Genomic DNA, 17,564 nt, shown 5'->3' with positions numbered 1-17,564 from the left:
CGCGACCGTCACCACCAGCCGGTGGCCGTGCCGATCTGACGCTCCAGCTCGGGGGCGAGGGTCCGCGCGTAGCTCGCACTGAGATGGTGCTCGTCGTGGTAGACGAGCACATTTCCCTCGACCACCCGGCAGATATCGGGTCCGCACACCGAGTCGGTGAGATCCAGCAGTCGCATATTGGGGAACGCCGGCGCGACCACCAGTGCCGGATTGACCGGCGCCAGCGCCGTCGCACGCGGCATTCCGCAGGTCGCGCTGTCGCCACCGGCGGCCAGGCAGTCCACCGCGCTGTAGCGGATCCCGGTGGGGCTGCGCAGCCACGGGGTATCGCGGATCGCGAGAACGTTCAGGTTCCGTTCCGCCAGCGCGGCCCACACATCGAGGTACTCGGCGGGCACCACGTCGCCGCCGCTGGGCCAGACGGGCGCGGTGGCGGTGGTGAACACCCAGTCCGGCGGATCGGCGGCGAGCATATCGATCACTTCGCGGGACCAGTCGCGGCAATCGGAGATATCGAGACCCCGGTATTGCGCGTCGTCACGGATATTGAGCGAACACCCCATCTTCAAGTAGACGACGACCTTGATATCGCGCACCTGGGCCAGCGCGTCCATGGCGGGCATCCAGTGCTCGGTATGGGAGTTCCCGACCATGGCGACGGTGCGCGAACCGTTCGGATCACCGTAGGTGCAGGTGACCACTTCTTTGTTGAACCAGTCGGAGATACATCCGTCGCGGGTCGGCGCCGGAAGATCATTGGATGCCTCCAGGATCGACGGCCGCAGTTTCGCCACCGGGACCGCCGCACCGGCGAACAGGGCTTCGGCACCCGGATACTCGTTGACCGGTAGCGCTTCGACCGGTTCGGACGGGGTGCGCGCCATCACCACCTGCCACGAGACGCAGGCGGCGAGCACCAGCACCCCGACCAGTCCGACCGCCACACCGGGGATCCGGCGTTGCCACACCGGCGCCACGACCGCGCGGCCCGACCGCAACCGCAGGGGCTCCTCGACGAACTTGTTGGTCAGGACCGCCAGCACCAGCGACACACTGATGACCATCAGCCCACCGCCGAGGCCCGCATGCGGTTTCCCGGTCTGCACCAGGTAGTAGATCAGCAGCGGCCAATGCCACAGGTACAGGGAATAGGCGATCGAACCCAGTTCGACCATCGGCCGAGAGGCGAGCAGCCGGGATACGACCGACCGCCAGCCGGTCACGGTCGGGATGCCGGCGACGATCAGCGCCACCGCGGCCCCCACCGGGAACAGGGCGGCCGGTCCGGGGAACTGGCGCGCTCCGTCGAACAGCAGACCGCAGACGAGTACCGCTGTGAGTCCGAGCGACGCGATCAGCGTCAGCAGCAATCGCCCGGTCCGGCCCGCGGTGAACCGCACCCACGGCAGCACCGCCGCGAGCAGGGCGCCGGTCAGCAGCTCCCAGGCGCGGGCGCCGCTGTCGTAGTAGGTCCATTCCTGCGACTTGGTCATCCACACAGCGGCGTAGACGAAGGAGCCGGTACCCAGCGCCAGCACCAGCACCACGACCGTCGGCCGCACGGCCGTCGGACGGCCGAGCCGCCGGTACACCCAGCCGACCACCGCCAGCAGTACCGCGATGGCCAGATAGAACTGGCCTTGGACCGCCATCGACCACATGTGCTGGAGTGGGCTGACCGAAGGGTCCGCGGCGAGATAACTCTCGGCGGACTGCGCCAGATACCAGTTCTGATAGTAGAAGGCGGTGGCGATGGTCTGGCCGGACATATTGCCCCAGGTCGAGTACGGCCTGGACAGCACTGTGACCACCGCCACCAGCGCCAGCACGACCATGAGCGCGGGGAGCAGCCGGCGCGCGGTGCGCACCGCGGTCTGCCGCAGACCCACCCCGCCGGTCCGTTCGACCTGACGCAACAGCATGCCGGTGAAGAAGAAGCCCGAGAGCACCAGGAAGATGTCGACCCCGCCGGAAACCTTGCCGTACCAGACGTGGAAGGCGACGACCAGCGCAATGGCTATACCGCGGAGACCGTCGAGATCCAGGCGATAGTCGGCCGAGCGGGCCGCGGCTACCGGCTCTGGCGCGGGCGGGTCACCGGCGAGGTCGCGTTCCTTGATTCGCAACAACTGCTTATCCCCGACCTATCGCTTTCTCCGGCCGGCCCGTGATGGGTCGAGTAACAGCAGCGGAGTACGAGCCTCGGACATAGCATGCATCCCTATCACAATGTGTTGTCTGCGGCGAAACCTCCCCGTACTGGACGAGGGCGCCGCCGCTGTGGCGCGGTGCGTCACAGCACCACCGGAGTACCCAACCGCGCGCCGAATTTCCCATGTCTTATCCAGGCCATACAAGTTGACAATCGACCCGGCCCTCACAACAGTGGTAGCCGCGCGTTCTCTTGTCGAACGCAGATCCACTCCCCAGCAGACATAGAGGAATTCATGAACGTACGCCAGCTCTATGTCAGCGCCGCCGCCGCGGGGCTGACTCTTCTGGCCGCTCCCGCCGCGAGCGCCGGCCCGATCCAGATCCCGCTGCCCTCTCTGGCGGGTACCGGTTCCTCCGCTGCCGACGCCGTGCTGGGCGCCACCGGATCCGCGCAGCTGGCGCAGACCGGTTCCGCCGGTGGCGCCTTCAAGAATTGTGACGAAGCGCGCGCCGCGGGTCGGGCGCCGATCTTCCGCGGAGAGCCCGGGTTCGGTCCGCACCTGGATCCCGACGGCGACGGGTTCGCTTGCCCCACCGTCTGATCCACGGTAACTGCGCACGAACACGAACACCCGGTGACAGATCCTCTGTCACCGGGTGTTCTGTATTCGAGCCCAGCGCGGAACGTGTGCGCGAGCTCAGCCCGCCGCGCGTCGCGATCGACCCCGGCGCGGACGCGCTCCCACGACCAGCCCGGCGCGGACGCGCTTCCCGATCAGCGCAGAATTTTGAACAGCAGCGCACCCGCGAGCAGCGCACCCACACCGATCAGGGTGTATTTGACCTTCGGCTCGCTCACCTTGGCCAGCGCCAGCTGCTTGGTCCCCTCGGCGATCCGCTGCGGATCGGCCCGCACCGCGATCTCGTCCAGGGTGCTGGCCAACCGCTCCCGCGCGGCCTCGATCTCCCGCTCGATCCGCTCGGTATCCTTTGCCACCTTCACGCCTCCTGTAACTGGTCTGCCGCGTTCTCCGGCGGCCGGTGATCACCCCTGGGCCGCGGTGGTCACCGGATCGCGCCGGGGTTCGCGCTCGAGTGTATCCGCGCTCCCCCAGGCCGCTACCCGATCGTCCCCGCGCCGCCGGGTGCGGCGGGAATCGCCGCGGGCCGCCGGCGCCTCCCGATTCACCCGCCGAAGCGGCCGGCGCAGAGCACGGGCGCGCATCCGGATTCGGGAGCCGGGCGGTTCGGATACGGTAGCGAGGGTGACCGACAACCAGCGACTCTCCCCGGGCGATCCGGCGCCCGATTTCACGCTTCCCGACGCCGACGGCAACGAGGTCTCGCTCGCCGACTACCGCGGCCGCAAGGTCGTGGTGTACTTCTACCCCGCTGCGAGCACTCCCGGCTGTACCAAGCAGGCCTGTGACTTCCGGGACAGCCTCGGCGAGCTGAACTCCGCCGGGCTCGAGGTCGTCGGCATCTCCCCCGACAAACCCGCCAAACTGGCCAAATTCCGCGACGCCGAACAGCTGAACTTCCCGTTGCTGTCCGACCCTGATCGCAAGGTCCTCGGCGAATGGGGGGCGTTCGGCGAGAAGACCATGTACGGCAAGAAGGTGACCGGCGTGATCCGGTCCACCTTCCTCGTCGACGCCGCGGGGAAAATCGAAGTGGCGCAGTACAACGTGCGCGCCACCGGGCATGTCGCCAAACTCCGCCGCGATCTGTCGGTCTGATCGGCTACCACCCGGGCTCGGCCCGGGTGGTCATTCGTACGAGGCGATCAGCCGCTCGCAGCCGTCGAGTGGTGGGGCGGGATCGCGCCGGCGGGATATCTCGCGGCCCTGGCCCTGTTCCGCAGGCGGACCCGGGACTGACACCGATCCCGCCGCGGCGGGGTGCCCGGCACTCGTTTCGGCCGGTGTCGCGCCCCGGTTCGGCGGGATTTCCGTGGTGAGACATGACAGACTCGCCGTCACAGTTCCACACTCTGCACCACTGGGTTCTTCCTACCGCTAGCCTGGGACAGGTGAACGTACGGACGGAGGCCAGGGCCAAACGGCGTCCGGACCCTGCGCTGGAACTTCAGGACGACCCGCAAGAACTGATGCCGCGTCGGCGGCCGACCCAGGAACGCAGTAAACGCAAGTTCGACGCGCTTCTGCAGGCGTCGCGCGAACTGCTGGTCGAAGTGGGTTTCGAATCGTTCACCTGCGAAGAAGTCGCCGCCCGCGCGGAAGTGCCGATCGGCACCCTGTACCAGTTCTTCGCCAACAAATACGTGATCGTCTGCGAGCTGAACCGGCAGGATCTGGTGGCGGTGTCCCAGGAGCTGGCCGATTTCCACGGCGAGATCCCGTCGCTGGACTGGCTGCGCCATATGAACCAGTTCGTCGACCATCTCGCCAGTCTGTGGATGACCGACCCCTCCCGTCGCGAGGTGTGGCTGGCCATGCAGTCCACCCCGTCGACCCGGGCCACCGGCGCCATCCACGAGAAGGAGTTCGCCGAGGTCGTCTCGCAGATGCTGCGCCCGCTGACCCCGCGCACTCCGCGCGCCCGGCGCACCATGATGGCCGAGGTGCTGGTGCACGTGGTGTATTCGATGATGAACTTCTCGGTGCAGGACGAACAGAGCCACGCCGACGCGGTCGCCGAACTCAAACGACTCATGGTCGCCTATCTCCTGGTCGCGGAGAAGGAGTCCCGCACGGCCAGCCAACGCTGATCGACGCTCGGCGGCCGTAACGCGATTCGGTTTCGCGTCGACGCCTTCGGCCCGCCGCATGCGGTCAGAAGAGCCTCAGGTTCCCGATATAGAGCTTGCCGCCGACCGCCACGGGTTCGTACTCACTCGTGATATCCCAGACTTCACCGTCGGCGCTCCATACCTGGAGTGCGCTGCCCGAATGGGCCGAGTCGAGGGCGACGGCGATCCGGCTGCCGTCGGTACCGAGCTCGGTGCCTTCCGGTACGAGTCCGGGGATCACATACTCACCGGTATAGGCATCTACGACACGGCCCGACTCCGAGGTGAGGATCAGATTTCCGATGCCGCGCAACAGAAGTTGCTCGGGGTTGTCGTCGGCGCCGTATGACTTCTGCTGCCACAGGACAGTCCCATTGCGCGGACTGATCCCCGCGTAGGTCGTCCGGTTTCCGTCTACCCGAACGGCCGTGGGTACCGAAGTCTCCACCGGTCCCGGCTCCGCCGACGTTGTCGTCGAGTGCTCGCTCGGACGCCAGCCGTCCGGGAGATCCGCTGTCCTGGTGCCGTTCCGGTCGTAGATCCCGGCCGGTGATCCGCCGTCGGCGACGACGAATCCATCGATGAAGACGTTCCAGTCCTGGTCACGAATCTCTGCTACGGAGTCACGCCGGAAAACTTCTTTACCGTCCTCGAGCCGTATCACGCGTAACTCCCACTTCGACAGTGGTACCGACGGGTCCGGTGGAGTCTTGACCACGGCCAGCCGGGCAGCTCCGAAGACCTCGATCGAGGGGCTCGGGTCCGGGCGGACCGGATTCGGGTCGGTATCGGTCCAGCCGATCGGCGGGAGTTCCCGGCCGTCGGCACCGACCGTTCGCAGCGACGGCAGGAGAGTCCGAGGTGTCCGGTCCACGAATACGAAACGCTCACCTGCGGCGGTCAGGTCGACGATGGTGTCTGCTGCGGGAAAGGTGCCGACAATCCGGCCGGCCGCGAGGTCGACGACGATGACGGCATCGTTGGGCGCCGACGCACCGTTGAGGTGGCAGGCAGCTGCCGAACGTCCGACGTCGACGACACAGCGGTCGAGGTTGCGCTCGGACGTGTCCACCGCGACGGGCTCGGTGTCCTCCCGGAGCCGGCCGGTGTTCGCATCGACCACGTCCAGGTATTCGGTGGTGCTCCCGTCGGCCAGCCGGACTGTGCGGCCGAAAAGGACGGTGTCGGCATCACCGCCGAGCGCCGACACCTCCTCCACCTGGGAGCCGGCCGGGCCGGGAGCAGCCGGCAGCGTCCAGATCGGGGTGTCCGGCCGCTTGTCGAGCGACGGCAGAATCGGTGTCACGGGTCGGCGGGGCAACTTCGCGGCTTCCTCCGCACCCGCGTCGTGGACGAATGCCCGGACACCCAGCACCCCGACGACCAGCGCCGCAGTGGCCACCATGGCTCCGACGAGGAGAGGGATCCCGCGGCGCCGAGTCGTTCGTGGCCTCGTGTTCACCGGAGCAGGTGGCATCAGCGGTGCCGGATGATGCGGTCCACGGCCGGCCGCTGCCGGGTTGACGACTGTGGCCGCGTATCGACCGGCGGATGGTGGCCCGGAAGGCGCGAGCACGGACAGAGCCTGACCGAGCGCGGTCGCAAAATCCTTGCTGGTGGTGTAGCGATGCTCCGGGCTCTTCGCCAGCGCGCGGCCGAGGACCGAATCGACGTGCGGCGTGAGATCGGGCCGGCGGTCTCGCACACTGGGAACGGGCTGCTGCGCATGAGCCATGATCACCGCGACCGCGTTGGTGCCGGTGAACGGCTGCACGCCGGTGAGGAGATGAAAGGCGGTGGCAGCCAATGAATACTGGTCGGATCGTGGATCGACGGGGAGTCCCCGCATCTGTTCCGGAGAGGCATAGGCGACGGTGCCGATAGTCAGACCCGTTCCGGTGAGGTCGGAGGTCTCTGGTCCCATCCGGGCTATCCCGAAGTCGGTCAGCAGGTAGTGGCCGGTCCGGGCGAGCAGGACGTTGGCGGGTTTCACGTCTCGGTGGACGAGCCCGCGCGCACCCGCATAATCGAGCGCGTCGGCTATCTCCGAGATCGCCCGGACCACGTCGGCGGCGGGCAACCCGCCCGCAGCTCCGACGAGCGCCGCCGATAGATCGATGCCGTCGACCAGTTCCAGAGAGATCCACAACCGTCCGTCGAATTCCCCACGGTCGTGCACGGTCACGATGCCGGGATGCGACAGAGCCGCGGCGAGATCCGCCTCCCGCTCGAAGCGGCGCCGGTACGAGTCGTCGCGGGTGAACTGCGCGGCAAGCACCTTCACCGCGTCGGAGCGAGGTAACCGCGGATGCCGGGCCACGTACACCTCCCCCATGCCGCCGGCACCGAGAAGTCGTTCGATGGTGAACCCGGCGAACACCGAACCCGGCTCCAATGCGGCCATGCTGAATACCTCCCCGAACGCGATGTCGAGCCGATGACAGCGCATTCCGGGCTGCTAGGCAACTCCGCGGCCCGATGGCCGGGATCGCGGAAGGCGAGCAGTAGCCGGCGGGCAGGCCGCGGGGGCGGCCCACCCGCCGAATCGGCACGACCGAGTCGCCAGCGGCCGCGGGTTTCTGCAGCACCGGGTTGGTGCGCTGCCGGTCGTCAGTTCTCCGGCGTCCGGCCCTCGATCAGGTCGGCGAGTTCGCCCGGGTCCTCCAGCACCACCATCGCGGCCGCGGTGTCCCCGTCGTGGGTGAGCGACAGGTGCACCCGGACGCGCGGCAGGAACTCCGCGGCCAAGCCGTGCAGTTTGATGCTCGGCCGGCCCCAGGCGTCGTTGACGACCTCGATCAGCGGGTACGGGTTGTCCCCGATCTGCGGGCGGCGGGCGAAGCGCGACGACGCCCAGGCTTTGAGCACCGCCTCCTTCGCCGCCCACCGCGCCGCGTAACTACGGGCCGGATCGGTGGCCTTGCTCTGACAGTAGCGCCGTTCACCCGCGGTGAAACTCTCCCGGACCATGGTGGTTCCGGCACGTTGCAGTTGTTCGGCGAACTCGGAGATGGTCACCAGGTCCAAGCCGATTCCCAGGATCGTCACAGTGGCGCAGCCTACGGTGTACCGGCGTCGGCGGCATCGGAACCGCCACCGACGAACTGTCCGGTCTCGCAACCGGCTCCACCGACCTGGTAGACCCCGTCACCGCCGAGCCGTGCGGTCTCGGACAGCAGCACATCGGCTTCGAGTCCGCGCGACTGCGCCGCCGGAGTGCCGTCACCGCCGAGCCGGCGGTCGGCCGGACGCTCGTAGAGCGGAGCGCCGCCGCACATCGCCTCGGCGATACGCTGCCGGCCCGCCAGCTGACGTTCCTGCGCCCGCCGCTGATACTCCTCGCGCCGGCCCGGTTCGATCGCCTGCACGAAGGCCTGCGGATGTACCACCGCCAGCAGACCGGAGACGTGCCCGAATCCGAGCGAGGTCACCAGACCCGCCTTGAGCGGGAAACGATCCCCGAAACGCAGTGCCTCGCGCAGCCAGACCAGATGCGAGTACTCCCGCATCTTCTCGTCCACGCAGTCGAGGCTCCGGTTCGGCGGCAGCACACCGTTCTCCAGCACCTGGCACAGGCCGATCAGCTGGAACGCCGCCGCACCGCCCTTGGCATGCCCGGTGAGGCTCTTCTGCGAGACCACGAACAGCGGAGCGCCCTCGGACCGGCCGATGGCCGCCGCGAGCCGCTCGTGCAGTTCGGACTCGTTCGGATCGTTGGCCGCGGTGGAGGTGTCGTGCTTGGAGATCACCGCAATATCGTCGGCGCCGACGCCGAGTTTGCGCAGCTCCGCGGCGAACCGGGATTCCCGGCCGCCCCGGCCCGCACCCAGCGCGCCGAGACCGGGCGCCGGGATCGAGGTGTGCACGCCGTCGGCGAAGGACTGCGCGAAGGCCACCACGCCGAGCACCGGCAAGCCGAGTTCGAGCGCGATGTCACCGCGGGCCAGCAGCACGGTGCCGCCGCCCTGCGATTCCACGAACCCGCCGCGCCGGCGATCGTTGGCGCGGGAGAAGTACCGGTCGCTGATGCCCTTGGCGCTCATCGCCGCCGAATCGGCGGTCGCCGACATATCGCCGAAGCCGACGATGCCCTCGATACCCAGATCGTCGAAGCCACCGGCCACCACGACCTCGGCCTTCCCGAGCCGGATCTTGTCGACGCCTTCCTCCACCGACACCGCGGCGGTCGCACACGCCGCCACCGGATGCACCATGGCGCCGTAACTGCCGACGTAGGACTGCACGACATGGGCCAGCGCCACGTTGGGCAGGGCTTCCTGCAGGATGTCGTTGGGCCGCGATTCGCCGAGCAGGTTGTCGACGTAGAGCGAGCGCATCGACGACATACCGCCCATACCGGTGCCCTGAGTGTTGGCCACCAGGCTCGGATGCACCCAGCTCATCAGCTCCGCGGGGCTGAATCCGGACCCGACGAACGCGTCCACGGTGCAGGCGATGTTCCACAGCGCGACCCGGTCCACCGAGGACGCCATATCGGCGGAGATACCCCACACCGTGGGATCCCAGCCGGTCGGGATCTGGCCGCCGACGGTCCGCGACAGATTCGCCCGGCGCGGGACCCGGATCTCGGTGCCGGCCTGGCGGGTCACGGTCCAGTCGCCGGAATCGGCGACCGGGGTGATGATCGTGTGCTCCGGATCCGCGGCGTAGAAGGCACGGGCCTCTGCTTCGCCGCCGACCGTGAACGACAGATCCTGATCGAGGAACACCGAGGTCATCAGCGGGCTGGTGTTGTCGACCATGGCGCCGTCGTCGGCGTAGCGGCGGATACCGCACTTCTCGACCACGGCGTCGTGATAACGCTCCGCCAGTTCGTGTTCCGGGACGAGGTCCCCGCTCTCGGCGTCGTACCAACCGGGCTTCGGATCGTTCTCCCAGGTCACCATGCCGGTGGTCCAGGCCAGTTCCAGCACGCCTGCGGCCGACAGTTCGTCGGAGACCTCCATCTCGAACCGGGTCCGCGCGGAGCCGTAGGGCCCGAGCTCACCGGCGCCGACGATGACGACCATATCGGCGAGATCGGCGGTCACCGCACCCCATTCGGGAACGGGCAGCGCCGAGGTCAGCGTGGGCGGGGCGGGCAGCGCGGAGATACGCGGCGCATCGCCGGCCGCCGCGGAGTCGGTCGCCTCCTCGGCGTCCGCGGCCTCCTGCGCCTGCTTGGCCAACGCGGCCAGATCCAGGTCGGCGCCGGCCAGCCCGCCGGTCAGATCGACCTGCTGCGGGCCGGAAGCGGTGACCTCACGGGCCTGAGCGGTCGCCCATTTCAGCAGTTCGTCGGCGATCTCACCGGTGGACCAGGTCTGCACCCCGGCCTGCTCGACTGCCTCGACCATGGGGTCGTTCTGGCCCATCAGGCCGGTGCCCCGGACCCAGCCGATCAGCGCGTGCACCAGGGTGACCCGGGTCGACCACGACTTCTCGGCACGCCACTTCGCGACCACCGCGTCCAGCGCGGCCTTGGCCTCGCCGTAGGCGCCGTCACCGCCGAACATGCCACGGTTGGGCGAACCCGGCAGCAGCACATGAAGTTTCGCGTCGACATCGTGGTCGGCGCCGATCGTGGACAGTCCGCCGATCAACCGCTCGACCGACCACAGCAGCACCCGCATCTCCATTTCGGCGCGGGCGCCGGCGTCGGAGAGGTACCCCGACACCCGCGGCGCCGCGAAGGGCAGCAGCAGGGTGGGGGTCAGCGCGTCCTTGGTCTTGATCTTGGCGCCACCGGCGTTGTCCACCTGCTCGGTACCCACCCAGTCGATCAGGGCGTCGATATCGGTGTAGGAGGCCATATTGGCCGGAACCACCCACAGCGCGGCGCCGTGGCGCGCGTTGTCGCGGTAGAGGTCGCGGTAGAAGCCGAGCCGGGTGTCGTCGAGACGCGAGGTGGTGACGACCACGGTCGCACCCCCGCCGAGCAGACGACCGGCGAGCGCGGCGGCGATGGACCCCTTGCTCGCTCCGGTGACGACCGCGATCTCGGCGGACCACTGACCCGGCTCCGCGCTGCTCGCGGCCGCCTCGGCGATCCGCTCGTACTGACCGGCGAGCACCGAACGGGCCTCGTGCACCGCGCGCTGCCGCCACCAGGAAGCCTGTGCGGCAACAGCTTCACCGGCGCCCAAGAAACCGGTCACCGGGAGTTGCGCGGTCACCGCATCGTCGCCCAGCCACAACCGGGCCAGGTCCTCACGCGCGGTAGCCCACCGGTCGTCGATGAGCACCGCCTTACGCGCGTCGAACGCGGGGGCGACCAGCCGCGGCCAATCCGACCCCAGCTCCGCCGACACCAGATCGACGAGACCGTCGTCGGTGCGCTCCGGCGCGGAGACCTGCTCACTCAGCCCGAGCTGCTCCAGCACCAGGCGGGCGGCCGAAGCCAGCACGCCGTCCTTACCGGTGATCTGCTCGGTGAACTCGCCCAGCGCCGCGGCGTCCACGGTGCCGCCGCCGGATCCGCCGGCCGCGGGCAGCGACACCGCCACACCGCGTCGCGCCGCCACAGCCTGCACTGCGGCGTCGACCGCCGCGTCCACGGCCGCGCCGTCGGTGAGCGCACCGGCTACGAGACCGCCCAGGTCGCCGCCGCGCACACTGGTGCCCTCGCGGGTGCCCAGCGAGACTTCGGCGGTGATGTGGCTGGCCCAGCCCTCACCCAGTTCCCAGACCTTCTTCACACGCTCGGCGATCGCGGCCGGTCGCTTACCGGACGGCCCGAACACCTTGCGCAGATGATCGTTGATCGCGTCGCTGAGCACCGAGCCGAACGGCTTGTAGGTGCGGGCGAGGCGTTCCACGGTCGCGGACAGCGCGCCCATATCGGCATCGGCCGCGCCGTCGATCGCGCCCAGCGACAGTTCCGACCCGAGGTCGACCAGCAGCTGGTTACGGCGTGAGGACACCCCGTCGCACAGGCCCTCGATTGTGTCGACCGGGCCGATCTGGTCGATACGGAGTTTGGTCCACAGTGCGATCAGCACCCTGGTCGCGTCGGCGGCGGTGAAGGCGATGTCGTCCGGCCGCGGTCCGCCGGTGGCGGCGGGCGCCGCGGCGGGTGCGGCGGCGGCCGGTGCGGCCGCGGCGGCGGTCGTTTCGGCGACCTCCTCGACCGGATCGTCCGCGGGGGCGGGATCGGTATCGGTCGAGTAGACGACCGACGCCTCACGCTCGATATTGAGAACCTCCACGGTGGCCGTGGCGAAATCGGGCAGTTTCAGCGTCTGGCTCGCCAGGTTGGCCACGGTCGGGGTGGCGCCCAGCCCGACCTCCACGAACCGTTCCACAGCGAGGTCGCCGAACAACAGGTCCTGGGTCTCGATCCAGCGCACCGGACTGGCGAACTGCCAGGCGAGCAGCTCGATGAGCACCACACGGCACAGTTCACTCGGCCGCTGCGACCAGGAATCGAAATCGGCGAGCACGGCGGCGAGGGGCTCCGAGGGCACCAGCTCGGCGATCTCGGCGACGAATTCCCGGTCCAGCGAGAACGGCCGGGGCACGAGGTTCGGAATGTACCGGCCCACCAGCACCTCGGGCTGCAGTTCCTCCGGCAACAGCTGCTCGAGCTTGCCCCGGAACTCCGGGACACCCTTGCGCAGCACCGTCGAATGGAACGGCACATCGATACCCGGCACCAGGATGAAGGCCCGCTTGCCGCCGAATTCCGCCCGGCGGCGATCGATCTCGGTCTCCAGAGCTTCCAGACCGGCGACGGTGCCCGCGATGGCGTACTGCGAGCCGCGCAGGTTCAGGTTCACCACTTCCAGGAATTCCCCGGCCTGCGCACCGATTCCGGCGACGAAATCGATGACCTCGTCGTCGGGCAGTCCGATCTGCGAGGGGCGGATCGCCGCCATCCGGTAGTCACTGCGACCCTGCGCGTCGCGCGGCACCAGCTCGTGCATGGCCGAACCGCGCTGGAACACCACCTCGAGCACGGCTTCCAGCGGCAGCACCCCGGCGACAGCCGCGAGCGCGTTGTACTCGCCCACCGAATGTCCGGCCAGCAGCGAGCCCTCGACGAACGCACCGGCCTCCCGGAGCTCCGCGACCTGCGCGACCCCTAGAGTGGCCATCGCGACCTGGGTGAACTGGGTCAGGTGCAGGACGCCGTCCGGATGCCGGTGCTCGACGCCGCGCGCCTTCAGGTAGGTCGGGTTGTCCCGCACCACCGCGAGGATCGAGAAGCCCAGGGCCTCCCGGGTGTGCTTATCGGCACGATCCCAGATGGCCTTGGCGGCCTTGGACCGGGAACGGGCGTCCAGGCCCATGCCCTTGCGCTGGATTCCCTGACCCGGGAACGCGTAGACGGTCTTCGGCGCGGCGGTACGGCCGGTGGCGGTCATCACCAGGTCGCCGCCGGCGCGGCAGGAGACCTCGATGATCTCGTCGCCCGCGTCGACCGCGATCCGCTCGACCCGCACGTCGATATCCGCGCCGGGCCGAACCATGCCGAGGAACCGGGTGGTCCACGCGGTCAGCGTCCGCGCCGGTGCGGAGGCCTGCGGGTCCACCGCCGACACCGCGTGCTGCGCGGCGGCCGACAGCCACATACCGTGCACGATCGGGCTGCCCAGGCCGGCCAGTTTCGCCGCGGCGTCACTGGTGTGGATCGGATTGTGATCCCCGGACACCGAGGCGAACGCGGCCATGCTCCGGGGGGCGATCATGGTCACGTCCCGGCGCCGGCGGCGCGGGGTCTCGGTCGCGTCGGCGCTCACGGTGCCACCGGCGCGCGGCGGATCGGTCAGTTCACCGGCGCCGGTACGGCCGCGGATCGCGAACCGCTCGGTCAGGCGAGCGAGCGAGACGACGTCCAGACCCTTGTCGCGCATCTCGCCGACGGTGACCCGAACCTCGACCACCCGGCCGAGGTCGGTATCGACGACCGCGCCGGATTCGGCCCGCACGACGAGAATGCTGGTCTCGTCGGGGAGTTCGCGCAGCAACTCGATCCGATGGTCGAGGTGCACCAGGTCCAGCATGCCCTCGATGACGCTGGCGTCGGCACCGGTACGCGCCGCGCCGAGCACCGCGAAGACGGCCGGCCAGCACGCGCCGACCAGCACATCCGGCGCCGTGCGGCCCAGGGTGCTCAGGTTCGCGGGCAGTCCGGCCCCGGTGACCCCGGCGTGGTCGGCGACCAGATCCGGCGTCCAGGCCAGGTTGAGGTGCGCGACAGAGCCTTTCACCTCGGGCAGGGTCTGCCCGGCGGCCACGGCCAGCAGCGCGGACATGGCGGTATCGGCGTCGGCTTCGGTCACCACCGGCGCACCGCCGTTGTACACCGATACCGGCACGGTGATGCGGATGCGCACCACCTGCCCGGCGTACAACGGGACGGTCAGTGCCACATAGGCGTGCTCGGACTCGGGCCCCTCGGTCTCGACGAGGGTGGCTCCGGTCGGGGGGTGCACCGCGCCCTTCTCGTCCACGGTCCACTCGTGCAGATCGCCGAGCCGGTGTACCGGGTTCACGGTGGTCCGGCCGGACCAGTTCACGTCCGGCGCGGCCAGCACCACGTCGATCGGCCCGCTGGTCACCGCGGCGACCCGGCGGGCGTCCACCGCTGCCGGCACCACACCGTCGCGCATCAGCGCGTAGGCGGCGTCCTGTTCGAACCGGTCCAGCAGTTCACCGACGGGCTCGTCCACCCGGGTGATCCCGGCGACCGCGACGGTGCCCGGGATGACACACACCTGATCGGCCGAGTACCGCGGATCGTGCGCCTGCCACAGCGAATCCGAGCGCCACCAGCGCCGCACGTCCTGGTCGACCACGGGGACGAAGTTCACCGGTTTGCCCGGGGTCTTGCACAGCGTGACGAAGAACGGCACGTCGGCCGGATGCAGCACGGTCTCGGCGGCCGCCGGGTAACGCTCGCGCAGTGCCGCGACGGCGGCGGCGGGATCTTCCAGATCTTCGTCACGGAACAGGGATTCGATCTCGCCGCGATCGGCCGGCGCCAGCCGGGCCTCGGCCCGGCGCAGCATCTCGGCGAACCGGTCGCGCCAGCTGATGTCCAGCCACGCCGACTGCGTCGCCGCGGCGATCGCCTCGCCGAGGTCGGTGCCGCAATCGAAGTCCTGGCGGCTGCCCTGCCCGATCGCGAGCTCCACGTAGCGTTCCAGCCACGCGAGATAGGTCATGGCCGCCACATCACCGAAATACGGTTTGGCGGTCGCGTTCAGCGCGGCGATGATCTCGGTGCGCCGCTGCGCCACCGCGTCCGCGTCTCCGGCGACCTCGTCGAGCAGCCGGCCGGTCCGGGACGCCGCGTTGTCGATCTCGTGGATATCGGCGCCCAGCTGGCTGCGGCCCGAGGCCATGCCGCCGTTCGCGGTTCCGGCGCCCACCCAGTCGGGGGTGCCGGGGGTGTCGACCAGCAACTGTTTGACCTCGGGCGTGGTCGTCGCCTCCAGGGTCGCCATGGCCGCGGTCCCCACCAGCACGCCGTCCAGCGGCATCGCCGGGTAACCGTGCGCCGCCGACCAGGTGCCGGTCAGGTATTCGGTGGCCCGCTCCGGGGTCCCGATCCCACCGCCGACGCAGACCACGACGTTCCCGTGGGTGCGCAGCTCGGCGTAGGTTTCGAGCAGGAGATCGTCCAGGTCCTCCCAGGAGTGGTGCCCACCGGCCTTACCACCCTCGATGTGCATGATCACCGGGTAGTCCGGCACCGCGTCGGCGATCCGGAGCACCGCGCGGATCTGCGCGACCGTGCCCGGTTTGAACGCGACGTGGCTGATCCCCACCTCGGTCAGTTCCTCGATCAGCGCGACGGCTTCCTCGAGCTCCGGGATACCGGCGGTGACGATGACACCGTCGAAGGGAGCGCCCGCCGCGCGTGCCCGTTGAACCAGCCGCTTACCCCCCAGCTGCAGCTTCCACAGGTACGGGTCCAGGAACAGCGAATTGAACTGCACCTGCCGTCCCGGGTGCAGCAGTTTCTTCAGCTCCGCCACTCGCTCGGCGAAGATCTGCTCGGTCACCTGGCCGCCGCCGGCCAGTTCCGCCCAGTGCCCGGCGTTGGCCGCGGCCGCGACGATCTTCGCGTCGACCGTGGTCGGGGTCATTCCCGCCAGCAGGATGGGCGAGCGTCCGGTGAGTTCGGTGAACGCGGTCTCCAGCACGATCCGCCCGTTGGGCAGCCGCACCGGCCGCGGCGCGAACGCCGCCCACGGCCGCGCCACCTCCGGGACCGCACCGGGGGTCAGCAGACTGCGCTGTCCGGCCCGGGTGGCCGCCGCGATCACGCCGACGCCGCTGCCCTTGAGGGAGCCGGAGCTCACCCGGGACAGCAGGTCGCCGGGGCCGAGGTCCAGGATCCACTGTGCACCGGTGGTCACCACCTCGTCGACGGTGGCGACCCAGTCGATGGGGTCGACCAGGATCTCGCGTGCCAGCCGTCCGGCCAGCTCGGCGTCGAGCCCGCACTGACCGGCCCAGCCGGAGACGAGGTCCACGGTGTCGGCGAGCGCCGGGTGGTGGAACGCCACGTCCACCTCGAGGTCTTCGAAGACCGGGGCGAACACCGCGCCGCCGCGCTGTTTGGCGGCCCGCTCGCGATCCTGTTCGGCGTGCAGCTGCGCGCATCGCTGCTGCACCCGGCGCAGCTGGTCGGGGGTTCCGGACAGGACCACCCGGCGCCGGCCGTTGCGGATCGACAGCACCGCCGCCGCCAGCGGGTCCACCCCCGCGCAGACCTCGGCGAGCACGGCCCGCAGTTCGTCCGGGTCGACATTGGAGACCGCGACCATCGAGGACCGCTCACCGACCGGCATGAGCCCGCGCCGCCGCGCGACCAGTCCGGCCGCCGCGCCGATCAGCTGGGCGATCGCCAGGATCTCCGCGTCCCGCTGTCCGGCGGCCCGCACCGCGGCCGCGGCCAGCAGGCCCTGTGAATGGCCGACCACCGCGACCGGGGCGACCTCGGCCGGGTCCAGTCCCTGCAGGCGCAGCGCCCGCAGGGCGGCGACCTGAGTCAGCAGCACACCGGGCATGGAGACAGCAGCCGAGCGCAGCACCCGTTCCGGCGGCGCGTCCGAAGTCTCGGTCTCGTCGTCGGCGAGGTCGTCCTCCAGCATCCAGGCCACCGGATCGAAGCCCACCGGGCGCACGACCAGGAGCTGGTCGGCGACGGGGTCCAGCAGGGCGGCGGCCTCGTTGACCAGCGCGGTCAGTTCTGGCTCCAGGGCGGCGTCGCGGCCGATCTCGGCCAGTTCGCCCAGCCAACTGGCGCCCTGACCACCGAAGGCCAGGGCGTAGGGGGTTCCTTCACGCAACCGGTCCAGCAACGGTGTGCGATTCGTCTCGGTCACGGTCCTGCCTGCGGCTGCGGCCACATCCACCCGGTGTCCAGTACCGGACGCAGTGCTCTCGTTGATCGTCAAGACGCTTCGACTTTCTCTCGTGGCGACATGTCTTCGGAGACTTCCCCGGCTCCCAGTCCGCCCGCGGGCGGTCCACACCCGTCGGCCTGCTCTCAGCGAGAATGACACAAAATCATGAGGGAATCCTCACGTTTCCCTGCCAGTGCAGCCCCTACCGGCGGGTATTCGTGCACTCATGTACCAGAATCGACGGAAACATGAACCTCCCTCATGTTTGAACGCGCAGGTGAGGATCGGTCCTTACC

Annotated in this window: 8 protein-coding genes; 3 read left to right on the top strand and 5 right to left on the bottom strand. The window is 69.5% G+C overall.

Annotated elements, in window-relative coordinates; genetic code table 11:
- Positions 1-8 precede the first annotated feature (8 nt).
- Positions 9-2,129, bottom strand: coding sequence for an acyltransferase family protein (locus OG804_RS28180; protein ID WP_328391603.1), 2,121 nt, complete (start codon positions 2,127-2,129; stop codon positions 9-11).
- Between the two features lie 318 nt (positions 2,130-2,447).
- On the opposite strand from OG804_RS28180, the gene OG804_RS28175 reads away from it, so the two are divergent.
- Positions 2,448-2,756 carry an excalibur calcium-binding domain-containing protein gene (locus OG804_RS28175; RefSeq protein WP_328391601.1) on the top strand — a complete coding sequence of 103 codons (309 nt, stop codon included), beginning with the start codon at positions 2,448-2,450 and terminating at the stop codon, positions 2,754-2,756.
- Positions 2,757-2,929: 173 nt separating this feature from the next.
- On the opposite strand, the gene OG804_RS28170 is transcribed toward OG804_RS28175, so the two are convergent.
- Entirely contained in the window at positions 2,930-3,151 is a 222-nt protein-coding gene (locus tag OG804_RS28170) for a DUF3618 domain-containing protein (protein WP_328391599.1), read from the bottom strand.
- Positions 3,152-3,419: 268 nt separating this feature from the next.
- Here OG804_RS28170 and bcp point away from each other — a divergent pair, with 268 nt between their 5' ends.
- Positions 3,420-3,893 (top strand): thioredoxin-dependent thiol peroxidase, encoded by a 474-nt coding sequence (bcp, locus tag OG804_RS28165; protein WP_328391597.1) that lies wholly within the window; start codon positions 3,420-3,422, stop codon positions 3,891-3,893.
- Between the two features lie 371 nt (positions 3,894-4,264).
- Positions 4,265-4,885 (top strand): TetR/AcrR family transcriptional regulator, encoded by a 621-nt coding sequence (locus tag OG804_RS28160; protein ID WP_328398787.1) that lies wholly within the window; start codon positions 4,265-4,267, stop codon positions 4,883-4,885.
- 64 nt (positions 4,886-4,949) lie between these two features.
- Here OG804_RS28160 and OG804_RS28155 read toward each other — a convergent pair whose 3' ends face one another.
- From OG804_RS28155 to OG804_RS28145, 3 genes are all read right to left on the bottom strand, one after another.
- On the bottom strand, positions 4,950-7,310 hold the full coding sequence (locus tag OG804_RS28155; protein WP_328391595.1) for a serine/threonine-protein kinase: 2,361 nt from the start codon (positions 7,308-7,310) through the stop codon (positions 4,950-4,952).
- Positions 7,311-7,516: 206 nt separating this feature from the next.
- Complete coding sequence (gene acpS / locus OG804_RS28150) at positions 7,517-7,954, bottom strand: holo-ACP synthase AcpS (protein ID WP_328391593.1); 438 nt, start codon at positions 7,952-7,954, stop codon at positions 7,517-7,519.
- An 11-nt stretch (positions 7,955-7,965) separates the two neighbouring features.
- The gene (locus tag OG804_RS28145; RefSeq protein WP_328398785.1) at positions 7,966-17,277 is read right to left on the bottom strand and encodes a polyketide synthase; all 9,312 of its coding nucleotides are present in this window, start codon (positions 17,275-17,277) and stop codon (positions 7,966-7,968) included.
- Between the last annotated feature and the right edge of the window lie 287 nt (positions 17,278-17,564).

This window comes from Nocardia sp. NBC_00416 (assembly GCF_036032445.1).
GTDB lineage: Bacteria > Actinomycetota > Actinomycetes > Mycobacteriales > Mycobacteriaceae > Nocardia.
Note: the sequence above shows the minus strand (reverse complement) of the source record. Positions and strands in the feature narration are given on the sequence as shown.